Below are 13,034 nucleotides of genomic sequence, written 5' to 3' on the forward strand. Positions count from 1 at the left end.
CGGGCTGTCGTAGGGTGCCATTCGAACGACCCGGTCACGGCCTGGTCGGACCCGGCCGGGTGTGACACTTCGAACACCGGGGCCGACCCCCCTGGTCGAAGCCGCCTACCGGGCAGTAACGTCCTGCCGTCCCGCAGCGTCGCGAACGAGGAGCAGTCTTGCTCGACTTCAGCCTTCCGGCCCTCTACCAGGTACCGAGCGGCGGTAACCTCTCCGACCTCGTGCACCAGAACGCCGAGCGGCACCCGGACGTCGTGGTGCTCAGCCGCAAGGTGGACGGCCGGTGGCAGGAGTTGACCGCCGCCCAGTTCCTGGTCGAGGTGCAGGCCGCCGCGAAGGGTCTGATCGCCACCGGGATCCGTCCCGGCGACCGCGTGGGCATCATGTCCCGCACCCGCTACGAGTGGACGCTGCTGGACTTCGCGATCTGGTCGGCCGGTGCCGTCACCGTGCCGGTGTACGAGACCTCATCCCCCGAGCAGGTGGAGTGGATCCTGGGTGACTCCGGCGCGGTCGCCGTGCTCACCGAGACCGACCAGCACCGCGACGTGGTCGAGGAGGTCCGCAACCGCCTGCCGGAGCTGAAGCACACCTGGCAGATCGAGCGGGGCGGGGTCGCCGCGCTGGCCGAGGCCGGCCGCGAGGTCTCCGACGCGACCGTCACCGAGCACCGCCGGAGCGCCGGCTCCGACTCGATCGCGACGATCGTCTACACCTCGGGCACCACCGGCCGCCCGAAGGGCTGTCAGCTGACGCACGGCAACTTCCTCGCCGAGTGCGGCAACGTCGTCGAGCGCCTCGCCCCGCTGTTCCGCACCGGCGAGAGCTCCGTGCTGCTCTTCCTGCCGCTGGCCCACGTGCTCGGCCGGATCGCCGAGATCGCCCCGGCGATGGCCCCGATCAAGCTCGGTCACGTCTCCGACATCAAGGACGTCACCGCCGAGCTGGCGGCCTTCAAGCCGACCCTGATCCTGGGCGTGCCGAGAGTCTTCGAGAAGGTCTACAACACCGCCCGCGCCAAGGCCCAGGCCGACGGCAAGGGCAAGATCTTCGACAAGGCCGCCGAGACCGCGATCGCCTACAGCCGGGCGCTGGACGCCGGCGGTGCGGGCCTGGTGCTGCGGCTCAAGCACGCGGTCTTCGACAAGCTGGTCTACAGCAAGCTGCGCGCCGCCCTCGGCGGCCGGGCCACCCACGCCATCTCCGGCGGCGCCCCGCTCGGCGAGCGGCTGGGCCACTTCTACCGGGGCATCGGCTTCACCGTCCTGGAGGGCTACGGCCTGACCGAGACCTGCGCGGCCACCACCTTCAACCCGTGGGACAAGCCGAAGATCGGCACGGTCGGCCAGCCCGTCCCGGGCGCCTCCGTCCGGGTCGCCGAGGACGGCGAGGTCTTCTTCAAGGGCCCGCACGTCTTCACCGGCTACTGGAACAACCCGCAGGCCACCGCCGACACGCTCAAGGACGGCTGGATGGCCAGCGGCGACATCGGCTCGCTGGACTCCGAGGGCTACCTGACCATCACCGGCCGCAAGAAGGAGATCATCGTCACGGCCGGCGGCAAGAACGTCGCCCCGGCCGTGATCGAGGACCGGATCCGGGCCCACGCCCTGGTCGGCGAGGTCATGGTGGTCGGCGACCGCAAGCCCTTCATCGCCTGCCTGATCACCGTCGACCCGGACTTCTTCCCGAAGTGGAAGGAGTTCAACGGCAAGCCCGCCGACGCCACCGTCGCCGACCTGGCCGAGGACCCGGACCTGCTGGCCGCCCTGCAGGGCGCGGTGGACGAGGGCAACGCGGCCGTCTCGCACGCCGAGGCGGTCAAGAAGTTCCGCCTGCTGGACACCGAGTTCTCCGAGGAGAGCGGCCACCTGACGCCCTCGCTGAAGCTCAAGCGCAACGTCGTGCTGAAGGACTACGCGGCCGACATCGAGGCGCTCTACACGAAGTGAGCCGTCCCCGGGACGACAAGACGCCGGGCCCGCCCCTCCAGGAAGGGGGCGGGCCCGGCGTCGTCCCGGCGGCGGCCGGGGGCCGTGCCGGCGTCGTGCTACCCGGCCAGCAGCGAGGTCAGCCGCCCGGCCAGCAGGTCCCAGCGCCAGGAGCGCTCCACCCAGCGCCGCCCGGCCTCGCCCATCCGCCGGCGCAGCTCCTCGTCGCGCAGCAGCCGGACGATCCGCTCGGCCGCCGCCGGGGCCGAGCCGCCGGGCACCACGTACCCGGTCTCGCCCTCCAGCACGGCGTCCGGGGCGCCCCCGGAGTCCCCCGCGACCACCGGCAGGCCGGTCGCCGAGGCCTCCAGGTAGACGATGCCCAGGCCCTCGACGTCCAGCCCCCCGCGCCTGGTCCGGCAGGGCATCGCGAAGACGTCCCCGGCGCCGTAGTGGGCGGGCAGTTCCTCCCACGGCACCGAGCCGGTGAACCGCACCGAGTCCCGTACGCCCGTGGTGTCCGCCAGCTTCTCCAGGTCCGCCCGGTACGGGCCGCCGCCGACGATCAGCAGCACCGCGTCCGGCACGTCGGCCAGGATCTGCGGCATCGCCTCGATCAGGGTGTCCTGGCCCTTGCGCGGCACCAGCCGGGAGACGCAGACCACCACCGGCCGGTCCGCCAGCCCGAGCCGGCGGCGCACCTCGGCGCCCCCGGAGCCGGGGTGGAAGGTCGTCTCGTCCACGCCCGGCGGCAGCTGGACCATCCGGGCCGCGGCCTCCGGCCCGACCGCGGCGGCGATCCGGGAGCGGGTGTACTCGCCCAGGTAGGTCAGCACGTCGGTGCCCGCGCCGATCCGGCGCAGCAGCTGCCGGGAGACCGGCAGCTGGGCCCAGGCGGCCTCGTGCCCGTGCGTCATGCCGAGCAGCCGCCCGGCCCCGGCCCGGCGCAGCGTGGGCGCCATCAGGCCGAGCGGGGCGGCGGCGCCGAACCAGACCGAGTCGCACCGTTCGGCGCGCAGGATCTCGGCGGCCCGCCGGGTGACCCGGGGTGTGGGAACCATCACCTTCGTCCGGTCCCGGATCACCGGGAACGGCTGCTCGGCGTCGAAGCTCCGCACCTCGCTGCCGTCCCGCCAGGTCGAGGCGTACACCACGACGCTTCCGGCGGGCTGACGGACGGCCATGTTGTGCACGAAGGCCTGGATGCCGCCCGGTCGGGGCGGGAAGTCATTGGTGACGATCAAGGTTCTGTGCATCAGGCCACGGCTCGCTCGGTCGGGGGGTGCTCGGTGTACCGCTGGGTGATCCGTACGATAGGTCAACACCATGACCCACCGGGAACGGAAGCGCACACGGCAACCGTTTGACCCCCGGGTCAGTCCTAGTACCTAGGCCGCGACAGCGCGTGGCCCGGGCGTCCGTCGGTACGACGCCTCCGGTGGGGACGTACGAGACGAACGAGGGAGCGCAGTGGAATTGGCCCCGGCCACCGAGCCCGGTTCTTCGCGCGGCCGGCTCGGCCGCCCGCTCGGGGCGCTCGCCGCTCTCGGCGCGACCTGGGTGGCCACCCGGACGCTGCTGGTGCTGCTGATCACCGGTGTGCTGAAGTCGCCCGGCGGTGACGTCACCGCCGACGTGTGGATGATCTACCACGCCTGGTACGGCGTGCTGCAGACCGGCACCTTCCCGTTCGACGACGTGACCTGGCAGTACCCGCCGGGCGCCGCCCTGGTGATCCTGCTGCCGGGCCTGCTGCCCTGGTCGTACCTGGTCTCGTTCTGGGTGATCTGCGGGATCGCCGACGCCGCCGCGGCCGCGCTGCTGGTCCGCACCGGCCTGCGCCGGGGCCGGGCGCTGACCGGCGCCTGGATGTGGGTGGTGGGCGTCCCGCTGCTCGGTCCGATGATCTACAACCGCTTCGACGTCATCGTCACCGCGGTCGCGCTGGCCGGGCTGCTGGCGCTGATCCGCCGGCCGGCCGTCGGCGGGCTGCTGCTGGGCCTGGGCGGCATCGTCAAGGTCTGGCCGCTGCTCGGCCTGATCGGCACCCCCTCCGGCCGCCGCACCCGCCGTTCCTGGACGCTCGCGGGGGCCACCGCCGTCTCGATCGGCTTCCTGCTCGCGGCGGGCATGAACGGCGCCTTCGACTTCCTGGCCTTCCAGAAGGACCGCGGCATCGAGGTCGAGTCGGTCGGCGCGCTGCCGCTGCACCTGGCCCGGATCGCCGGGGGCTGGGACGGCAGGGTCACCATGAACTACGGCTCCCCCGAGATGCTCGGGCCGTGGGTCGGCGTGATCAGCAAGGTGATGATGGCCGGCACCGTGCTGGGCTTCCTCTGGCTGCTGTTCTGGCGCTTCACCTCCAAGCGCCGCAACGCGGCCACCATGTACGACGCGGCGCTGTGCGCGCTGCTGATCTTCGTGGTGACCAGCCGGGTGATCAGCCCGCAGTACCTGGTCTGGCTGGTCGGCGTCGCGGCGGTCTGCCTGACGGTGCGCGGCAGCAGCCAGCGGCCGGTGGCCCTGCTGATCCTGCTCGCCTGCCCGCTGACGCTGGTCGAGTTCCCGACGATGTTCACCCAGGTCCTGGCCAGCGACCCGGGCGCGATCGCCGTCCTGGCCGCGCGCAACCTGCTGCTGCTGGCCGCCGCCGTGCTCTCCTGCGTCCGGCTGTGGCGCTCCAGCCGCGGCGAGGCGCCGCTGCCGCCGACCGTGGTGCTGGACCGCGAACCCACCGCCGGCTACCCGGTCCGCCCCGGCATCGCGTACGAGCAGGACCTGCTGGACGGCATCGACCACCCGGGCGGCGCGCCCGCCGAGCAGCGGCGCTGACGCGTCCCAGCCCAGAGTCAGTCCTTCAGCGCCGCCACGTCCTCCCGCCAGAGCCGGGTGAACTCGGCCAGGCCGAGGCCCAGTTCGGCGCGGAGCAGCCGGTCCGTACGGCGCTCGCGGTCCTCGCCCTGCCCGTCGTCGGCGCCGACCGCCCGGTAGAAGGCGATCAGCCGCTGCGGCCCGTAGCGGCGGGCGATCAGCTCGCAGGCCAGCCAGGACTGCTCGTAGGCCTGGGCGATGCCGGGGGCGCCGGCGGTGAAGTCCCGGTCCTCGGGCAGCTCGGTGGGGGCCTTCCCGGCGGCGACGTCCCGGGCCAGCTCGGGGGCGATCTGCCGCGGGCCGCGGCCGGAGTCGCGGTAGGCCGTCCAGTCGGCGACGCCCTCGGAGAGCCAGAGCGGTGTCCAGGCCCGGGTGTCGGCCCTGGTCGCGACGTGGGTGGCCTCGTGGGTGATGACCACCTGCCGGCCGAAGGCGCTGAGCCGCCCGTACGCCTCGGGGTTGACCAGCACCCGGTCCGCCGGGGTGTTCCGGGGCGCGCCGGGGGCCGCCACGGTGACCGCCGCCATGTCCGTCCAGCTCGCCGGGTCGCCCTCCAGCAGCCGGGCGAACCGCTCCTCGGTGGCGGGCAGTTCGAGCAGCAGCCGGCCGGGCCGGCCGCCGCCCCAGAGCTCCTCGACGGCGGGCACCGCCCGGTCCCCCACCTCGACCAGCCCGGCCGGGTCGGGGCCGTCGGCGGAGGCGAGCACCAGGCAGCGCGCGCCCGGCGCCGCGCGCACCGGGCCGAAGTCCCACAGCGCCGGCGGCCCGCTCGCGCTCTCCTCGCGCTCGACCCGCCAGCCGTCCGCCGCCCGGGCCAGCTCGATCCGCCGCGGGTACACCACGGGGTGGTCGTCGTACCCGGCGATCCGGACCGCCAGGTCGGCCGCGGCGGTCAGCCGGTCCGGGCCGCCGCCGGCGGCGAGCACCAGGTCGCGGTACCCGGCCTCGGCCACCGGCAGCCCCGACCGGGAGGACAGCGAGGCCGCCCGCTCCGCCAGCGCCGCGGCCACCTCGGCGCGCCGGTCGGCGGCCTGCCGGGCGGGTGCCGCCGGGGCGGCCGGCGGCAGCGACAGCTGGGCCAGCCCGCCGGCCACGAGCAGCAGCGCACCCCGCCGGGACAGCGCGCGGCGGGGCCGGGCTATCGGGTGGGGGTCGCGGGGGTCGGACGGCGGCGAGCTCAGAGCCTGACCACCCCTGAGATCGGCATGGCGTTGACGCTCTCGTAGCGGACCCTGGCGCCCGGGTAGGGGGCGTGCACGATCACGCCGCCGCCGGCGTACATGCCGACGTGGTGCATGTCCCGGTAGAAGATCACCAGGTCTCCCGGTCGCGCGTCGGAGATGTTGATCCGCTGGCCGGCGGACGCCTGGGCCTGCGAGGTGCGCGGCAGGGTCACTCCGGCCTGCCGCCAGCTGTAGTACATCAGACCGGAGCAGTCGAACGCGCGCGGCCCGGTGGCCCCGTAGACGTACGGCGAGCCGACCATCCGCACCGCGGCGGCCAGCGCGGCGGCCCCCCGCTCGGAGGCGGGCGGGGTGGAGCCGAGGTCCAGCCGGTCGGTGCCGCGGGTGGCGCGCTGCTCGGCGTCCCTGGCGTCCTGGGCGACCATCCGGACCCGCTCGGCCGCCCCCAGGCCGTTCAGCAGCTTCTGCGCCTTGGCCAGCCGCTGCTGGATCTGCTGCTTGCTGTCGGCGAGCGAGCGGCGGGCCTCGTCCAGTTCGGCGAGCTTGCCGGTCGCCTCGGTGCGCCGCTGGTCGAGCCGGCGCTGACGGGTGACCAGCTCGTGCAGCGTCTCCCGCTGCCGCTCGGTGGCCTGGCCCAGGGCGCGGGCGCGGGCGAGGTAGCCCTCCGGGTCGGGGGAGAGCATCAGCTGGGCGGTCTGGGTCATCCCGCCGCCGCGGTACTCGGCCCCGGCCACGGTCGCCAGGTCGCCGCGCAACTCGTTGAGCTGGTCCTGGGCGACGGCGATCTCGCCCTGCAGGATCGTGGTCTCGCCCTGGAGCCGCCGCTGGGCCTCCTGCGCCGCGTTGGACTTCTCCGACGCCTGCTCGGCCTCGTCGTAGAGCTGTTCCACCTGCGCCTTGACGTCCTTGCGGTCGGCCGGGTCGGGGCTGCCGGGGGCGGCCTGGGCGCTGCCGCCGGTCGCCACGCCCAGCGCGGTGGTCGCCGCCGCCGTCAGCACCAGCGCGCGGGCGAGCAGTTGGGAACGGCGGTGCACGGGCATGCTGCAGCGGCTCCAATCCGGCGTCGCGGCCCCCGCCGCCGCACCACTGCGGGCGGCCGTGGAGCGGGAGTCCGGTGGCAGACGTTAGCGAGTCCGGGCAAGCGAGTCCAAACCCCTCCGGACCCGAATATTTGACCCGTAATCGGACATCAGCCCGATCCGCCGGAAAAGCCGCAGGCCCGGCCTCCCGTGACGGAAGACCGGGCCCGGAGGCGCGGAGCGGGGATCAGACCCGCACGATGCCGGACAGCGGCATGTTGGTGACGGCCTCGTAGCGGACCGAGGCGCCCGGCTTGGGCGCGTGCAGCACCTGGCCGTTGCCCGCGTAGATGCCGACGTGGTGGGCGTCGGTGTAGAAGATCAGCAGGTCGCCGGGCTGGGCCTGGGACAGGTCGGTGCCGATCCGGGTGCCGGCGTGGGCCTGGTCCTGCGAGGTGCGCGGCAGCGAGACGCCGACCTGGTTGAACGCCCAGACCATCAGGCCGGAGCAGTCGAAGGAGCTCGGGCCGGTGGCGCCCCACACGTACGGGCTGCCGACCTTGGAGGCGGCGGCCGACAGCGCGGCGGCACCGCGCGAGCTGCCGGCGGCGGGCAGCTTGGCGACCGGCGTGGACGAGGGCGCCGCGAGGTCGGTGCGGCTGTTGTCGCGCGAGGCGCGCTCGGCGGCCTGCTGCTGGGCCTTCGCGGCGTCGGCCTGGGCCTTGGCGTCCGCGGCGGCCTTCTCCTCGGCCGCGCGCAGCGCCTGGCGCTCCTGCTCGGTCAGGGTGTTGAGCAGGTCCTGGGCCGCCTTCAGCTTGTTCTGGACCTCGTCCTTGGAGGCCTTCAGCTGCGTGGTGGTGGACTCCAGCTCGGCGAGCTTGCCCTGGGCCTCGGAGCGGTCCTGGTCGAGCTTGCGCTGCTGCTCCTGGAGCTGCTTCAGCTGGTTCTTCTGGGTGTCACCGGCCTGGTTCAGCGCACCGGCCTGGGTGAGGAAGGTGTCCGGGCTGGACGAGAACATCAGCTGGACGGTCGGGGATATGCCGCCGTTGCGGTACTGCTCCCCGGCGATCTCGGCGAGGCCGCCCTGCAGGTCGGTCACCTGGGCCTGCTGGCGGGCCACCTGGTCCTGCAGGCCGGCGACCTGCTTCTCCAGGGCCTGCTGCTTCTCCTGGGCGGCGTTGTACTGCTCGGTCGCCACCTCGGCCTGCTCGTTGAGCTGGTCGACCTGCTCCTTGACCTGGTCCTTGGTCGGCTGCGGGTCGGCGTGGGCGCCGGACTGCGCGGAGAGGGCGACGGCTGCGGCAGCGACACCGGTCAGGATCGAGACACGGGCGCGGCCGGCTGGCTTGGGACGACGATGGGACGCCACGAAGGCGGACTCCTTCTTCCTACGTCCGCCTACCGGGTGAGCTGACGGGTTCGGGCCGGAAGCATGCCCTACGGCGCCTCACGGCCGTCGCAACGGCCGACCTGGCACCGATTCACCCCGGAGGAACGTGGTTCCCCGGCTCCGCTGCGCAGCGCCCCCGACCACTGGGCTCCCCTGTCGGGCAGTCGCTTCGTCCTGCCCCGCTGCCTCGCGAACTCGGCGGTAACCACCGCCGCCACCCTGGCTGGGCGATCGACAGTGCGGTGGTTCGGAGCATGACCCTAGTAACTGAACCGTGATCGGTTCAAATCCTTGTCAGAAAAAAGACGGAAGATTACCCAAGTTCTTTTGTGAAAATGACCGTTGGTGACCGCCGCCGTACGCAAGGCTGATCAGGTCTCACCCATTGAGCGCGAAGCGGTCGAAAACCCGAACGCCACCCCCGTCGGAGGGTGGCGCGGATCACAGGGCCCGGACGGGGCCCCTTCGGCGTGTCGGGCCGTCAGACCCGGCGGATGGTGTTGATCGGCATCGCGTCGGCCTTCATCACCTTCACGACGTCACCGGTGTGCGGCGCGTGGACCACCATGCCGTTGCCGATGTACATCCCGACGTGGTGCATGTCGCCGCCGTAGATCACCAGGTCGCCGGGCTGGGCCTGGTCCATCGAGGGCACCCGGGTCCCGTAGTGGCCCTGCTCCTGGGAGGTGCGCGGCAGCGAGACGCCCGCCTGGCCGTACGCCCAGACCATCAGGCCCGAGCAGTCGAAGGTGCTCGGACCGGTGGCGCCCCACACGTACGGCGAGCCCTGCTTGCTCATCGCCTTGGCGAGGGCCACCGCCGCGTAGCCGCTGGCCGGCGGCAGGTTGCTCAGGTCGACCCGCTCGCTGCCGCGGGAGGCGCGCTCGTCCTGCGCCTGCTGGGCCTTCAGGGCGTTGCGCTCGGCGGCGCTGAGCGAGTTCAGCAGGTCCTGGGCGGCCTTCAGCTTGGTGTTGACGTCCGACTTGGCCTGGTTCAGGTCCTTGGTGGTGGTGTCGAGCGAGGCCAGCACGGCGGCCGCCTCGGTCTTCTCCTGGTCCAGCCGGCGCTGCTGGTCCAGCAGCGACTTGAGCGCCTCGGCCTGGGTGGTGCTGGCCTGCTGGACGGTGGAGGCCTTGTCCAGGTAGCCCGACGGGTCGGAGGAGAGCATCAGCTGGACGGACGGGTCGATGCCGTTGGTGCGGTACTGCTCGCCCGCCACCTCGGCCAGGCCGACCTGGAGCTGGGTCATCTGCTCCTGACCCCGGGCCACCTGGTCCTGCAGCTGGTCGGCCTGCTTGCGCAGCTGGTCGGCCCGCTCCTTGGCGCCGTTGTACTTCTCCGCCGCCTGCTCCTGCTCCTCCTGGAGCTGGTCGATCTGCGCCTTGACGTCCGTCTTGTTCGGCTGCGGCGCGGCGTGCGCGGCGACCTGGGCGGAGAGGGCGACCGCGGTCGCAGCGGCAGCGGTGAGCACGGAGACCCGGGCGCGGCTCGCCTGCTTCGGACGGCGGTGGGAGGCCAAGGGAGCAGCTCCTTCTTCCATCGGACTCACCTGATCTGATGAGATTCCGGAAAATAGGTTTGACGCCAGACCCTAGTGAAGATCTATCCGTTTTGCTACTCCCCCGTAGGCGTGAACTCCGTTTCCCACACTGACTTCACGGGACCCGCACACCATCGCGGAAACGACGCTGACCAGGCCGCATTCCGCCCGGTCCGCACTCAGGGCCGCGACAGCCGGTTCAGCAGCAGCACCGAGGCCACCGGGCGCGCGCCCGCCTTCCGCACGCCCTCCGCGACCTCCCGGTCGGCCGAGACCACGACCACCGGACGGCCCTGCGGCTCGGCCCGCACCAGACGGCGGATCAGCTCGTCCGCCGTCTCCCCGGTCCGGCTGAACCGCACCCGGACCCCGCGCGGCGGCGCCATGATCACCGGGACGTCCAGGTCCTGCCCGTCGAACACACAGGTGACCTCCGCCTGCGTGCGCTGGGCCAGCATCGCCAGCCCGCCCAGCAGCCGGATCCGCTGCTGCTCCAGCGGCAGCGTCGGATAGCCGGTCTTGGTCACGTTGTAGCCGTCCACCACCAGGTGCACCTGCGGGATCGCCAGCAGCTGGTCCAGCAGCGCCGGGTCGTCCTCGGCCAGCCCGCGCCGCGCCACGTCGTGCGGCGAGGCCGCCCCCGGCACCACCGCCTCCACCAGGTCCGCCGGGCGGATCTGGGAGACCGGCAGCGCCAGCTCCCGCTGCAGCCCCTGGGCCGACTGCAGCACGGTGTCCAGCAGCAGCCGCAGCCGCATGTCCTCGACGCTGCGCCCCTCGCGGGCCGACCGCTTGCCCTGCTCGGCCGCGTTCTCCAGCTCGGAGACCCGGTGCCTGAGCCGCCGCGCCTCGGTCTCGGCCGCGCCGCGCTCGGCCGCGCCCTGGGCCTTCACGGCCTCCAGCTCCCCGACCACCCGGCGCGTCTCGGCCTGCGCCCGGCGGGTGTCGCTCTCCAGCGACCGCACCTTCTTGCGCAGCGACTCGGCCTCCCGCCGGACGCCCTCGAACTCCGCGCGCTGCCGCTCCAGGTCCGCCCGCGCGGCGGAGCGCACCTCGGCCAGCTCGGCCTGCAGCTTCTCCACCAGCCGGGCCGCCTCCGCGACCGCGTCCTCGGCCCCGGCCCGCTCGGCCTCCTCGCCGGCCTCGGCGACCAGCCGGCTCCAGCCCGCCGAGCGCACCAGGTAGGCCGCGGCCGCGACGTCCATCGGATCGGCGGCGCCCGGGACACTGCCCGACTCCAGCGCCCGCACCAGGTCCGGCTGCCCCAGCCGCAGCCGCTCCGCTATCCGCACCCGGAACGCCGGCTCCGCCTCCAGCGCGGCCGCCAGCGCGGTGGCCGCGTACTTGGCCCGCCGCGCGGGGGTGAACTTCACGTACTGACGCAGGCTCTGCGGGAGCTCGCCCGGCGGCAGTCCGCCCAGCGCGTCCGAGGCCAGCCCGACCACCCGCCGGCGCACCCCCTCGGGCAGCGGCCGGTCCAGCTTCTCCACGACCCGCTCCGGCTCGGAGCCGGCGGCGTGCTCGACGTCCCCGGAGGCCGGGACCTCCGCTGCACCCTCGACACTCCCGGCGCCCTCGGACCCGACGGCTCCGGACGCGGCGCTCCCCGCCGGGCCCGTCCCGGCCTCCGGCGCCTGCGCAGCGGGCCGAAGCCCCTGCGCTTCGCCGGGCTCCTTCGCTGCGTCCACCACGTCCTCGGCTCCGATCCTGTTCTCCGGCGGGGTACGGCCGCGACCGCCCCCTGTCGTCACGCTCCGTACGTCTTGTTCTCTGTCATTGTCCCGTGCGGCGGACGGGCGCGCCGCGCACCGCCCGCCGAAGCTGCGGGGGTCAGCCCTGCTCGGCCGGGGCCTCCACGCCCTCGGCGCCCGGACGGGCCACCAGTTCGACCTGGTCCACGGCGTTGCACCAGCGGCAGCGCACCGACTCGACGGTCTCGCTCAGCACCTCGGTCTCCTCGACCTTGGAGTCGCCGGCCAGGTCGAAGTGCAGGAACTCGGTCACCCGCGCGGTGCGGGTCACGTCGAACCGGGTGAGGTTTCCGCACAGGGTGCAGCGCCAGCGCGTCTCGGCGGTCAGAGCGGGGACGGTCATCGGGGGTCCTCTCGGGTGGTCCCTTCGTGGGCTAGGCGCTCCCCCCGGAGCCCCGGCATCGGCGGCGGGAGGCGGGATTGCCCGCCCCAAGCCTATTGCCTGGGGCAACCACCACGACCACCGGTCAGCGGAATAGCGGGGCTAGTCCACCTGCCGTAAACCGCCGTGTCACCTGCGGCGCCCGGAGGGATGCTTGGCCGCATGGCGCTCGCGGCCCCCGACCACACCGCCGAGCGGGGCGGCCGGCCGGACGCGCCCGCCCCGGCGGTCACCTACGCCCTGATCGCGGTCAACACCCTGGTCTTCCTGCTCGGCCCGGCCGCCGGCCTCAATCCGCTGTACGGCACCGGCCAGGCCCGGGTCTGCGCGGAGCAGCGGTACGAACAGCGCTGGGGCGCCGTCCCGGCCGAACTGCTGAGCGGACGGACGCTGACCGCCGAACAGCTGGCCGAGGCCCCCGACCCCGTCCCCGGCTGCCCGGCCGCCCCGACCCCGGGCAAGCACCCGGCGCTGTCCGCCCTCACCGGCCTCTTCCTGCACGCCGGCTGGCTGCACCTGCTGGGCAACCTGCTCTTCCTCCACGTCTTCGGCCCCACCGTCGAACGCCGGTTGGGCCGGGCCCGGTACGCCGTCTTCTACCTGGCCGCCGGCAGTCTGGCCGCGTACGGCTTCGCGCTCGCCGAGGCGCACTCGCCGGACTCGACCCGGGTGCTCATCGGGGCCTCCGGCGCGATCTCCGGCGTCCTGGGCGCCTATCTGCGCTTCCACCCCCGGGCCCGGGTGACGACCCTCGTCCCGCTGCTGCTCTTCCTGCCGCTGCGCTTCCCGGCCTGGCTGGTGCTGGGCCTCTGGTTCGCGCTGCAGTGGTGGTCGGTGCACTCGGCGGGCCCGGGGGTGGCCTACCTGGTCCACGTGATCGGCTTCTCGGCCGGCTTCCTCTACGCCTGCACCGTGGTCCGCCACCCCCCGCGACGACCCGGCTGACGCCCGATACGCTGGCGGCAC

General features: G+C 73.6%; 10 protein-coding genes and 1 riboswitch. Of the genes, 3 read left to right on the plus strand and 7 right to left on the minus strand.

Annotated elements, in window-relative coordinates; translation table 11 throughout:
* The first annotated feature begins 158 nt into the window (after positions 1-158).
* On the plus strand, positions 159-1,952 hold the full coding sequence (locus tag IE332_RS09960) for an AMP-dependent synthetase/ligase (RefSeq protein WP_189915137.1): 1,794 nt from the start codon (positions 159-161) through the stop codon (positions 1,950-1,952).
* 98 nt (positions 1,953-2,050) lie between these two features.
* Here the strand turns inward: IE332_RS09960 and IE332_RS09965 are convergent, their stop codons facing one another.
* A complete protein-coding gene (locus IE332_RS09965; protein WP_189915139.1) occupies positions 2,051-3,187 on the minus strand; it encodes a glycosyltransferase family 4 protein in 1,137 nt (378 codons plus the stop codon).
* Positions 3,188-3,401: 214 nt separating this feature from the next.
* Here IE332_RS09965 and IE332_RS09970 point away from each other — a divergent pair, with 214 nt between their 5' ends.
* Positions 3,402-4,763: a glycosyltransferase 87 family protein gene (locus IE332_RS09970; RefSeq protein ID WP_229928480.1), complete on the plus strand. Its 1,362-nt coding sequence runs from the start codon at positions 3,402-3,404 to the stop codon at positions 4,761-4,763.
* A 17-nt stretch (positions 4,764-4,780) separates the two neighbouring features.
* On the opposite strand, the gene IE332_RS09975 is transcribed toward IE332_RS09970, so the two are convergent.
* The 6 genes from IE332_RS09975 to IE332_RS10000 all read right to left on the minus strand — a co-directional run bounded on the left by IE332_RS09975 (position 4,781) and on the right by IE332_RS10000 (position 12,029).
* Entirely contained in the window at positions 4,781-5,896 is a 1,116-nt protein-coding gene (locus IE332_RS09975; protein WP_189915141.1) for a hypothetical protein, read from the minus strand.
* Between the two features lie 83 nt (positions 5,897-5,979).
* Positions 5,980-7,026 carry a C40 family peptidase gene (locus tag IE332_RS09980; protein ID WP_189915143.1) on the minus strand — a complete coding sequence of 349 codons (1,047 nt, stop codon included), beginning with the start codon at positions 7,024-7,026 and terminating at the stop codon, positions 5,980-5,982.
* Between the two features lie 226 nt (positions 7,027-7,252).
* A complete protein-coding gene (locus IE332_RS09985) occupies positions 7,253-8,374 on the minus strand; it encodes a C40 family peptidase (protein ID WP_189915145.1) in 1,122 nt (373 codons plus the stop codon).
* A gap of 10 nt (positions 8,375-8,384) precedes the next feature.
* A riboswitch (cyclic di-AMP (ydaO/yuaA leader) is annotated at positions 8,385-8,538 on the minus strand.
* 338 nt (positions 8,539-8,876) lie between these two features.
* Positions 8,877-9,914, minus strand: a complete 1,038-nt coding sequence (locus IE332_RS09990; protein ID WP_189915147.1) for a C40 family peptidase — start codon at positions 9,912-9,914, stop codon at positions 8,877-8,879.
* 200 nt (positions 9,915-10,114) lie between these two features.
* Complete coding sequence (locus IE332_RS09995) at positions 10,115-11,425, minus strand: NYN domain-containing protein (RefSeq protein WP_189915430.1); 1,311 nt, start codon at positions 11,423-11,425, stop codon at positions 10,115-10,117.
* A 340-nt stretch (positions 11,426-11,765) separates the two neighbouring features.
* Positions 11,766-12,029, minus strand: coding sequence for a hypothetical protein (locus IE332_RS10000; protein ID WP_189915149.1), 264 nt, complete (start codon positions 12,027-12,029; stop codon positions 11,766-11,768).
* A gap of 201 nt (positions 12,030-12,230) precedes the next feature.
* On the opposite strand from IE332_RS10000, the gene IE332_RS10005 reads away from it, so the two are divergent.
* Positions 12,231-13,013, plus strand: a complete 783-nt coding sequence (locus IE332_RS10005) for a rhomboid family intramembrane serine protease (RefSeq protein ID WP_189915151.1) — start codon at positions 12,231-12,233, stop codon at positions 13,011-13,013.
* The last annotated feature ends 21 nt before the right edge of the window (positions 13,014-13,034 follow it).

It is taken from the genome of Kitasatospora xanthocidica (assembly GCF_014656195.1).
Classification (GTDB): domain Bacteria; phylum Actinomycetota; class Actinomycetes; order Streptomycetales; family Streptomycetaceae; genus Kitasatospora; species Kitasatospora xanthocidica.

Coding starts and splice junctions, on each gene's coding strand:
- IE332_RS10005 (WP_189915151.1), top strand. CDS start 12,231: ATGGCGCTCGCGGCCCCCGACCACACCGCCGAGCGGGGCGGCCGGCCG.
- IE332_RS10000 (WP_189915149.1), bottom strand. CDS start 12,029: ATGACCGTCCCCGCTCTGACCGCCGAGACGCGCTGGCGCTGCACCCTG.
- IE332_RS09980 (WP_189915143.1), bottom strand. CDS start 7,026: ATGCCCGTGCACCGCCGTTCCCAACTGCTCGCCCGCGCGCTGGTGCTG.
- IE332_RS09965 (WP_189915139.1), bottom strand. CDS start 3,187: ATGCACAGAACCTTGATCGTCACCAATGACTTCCCGCCCCGACCGGGC.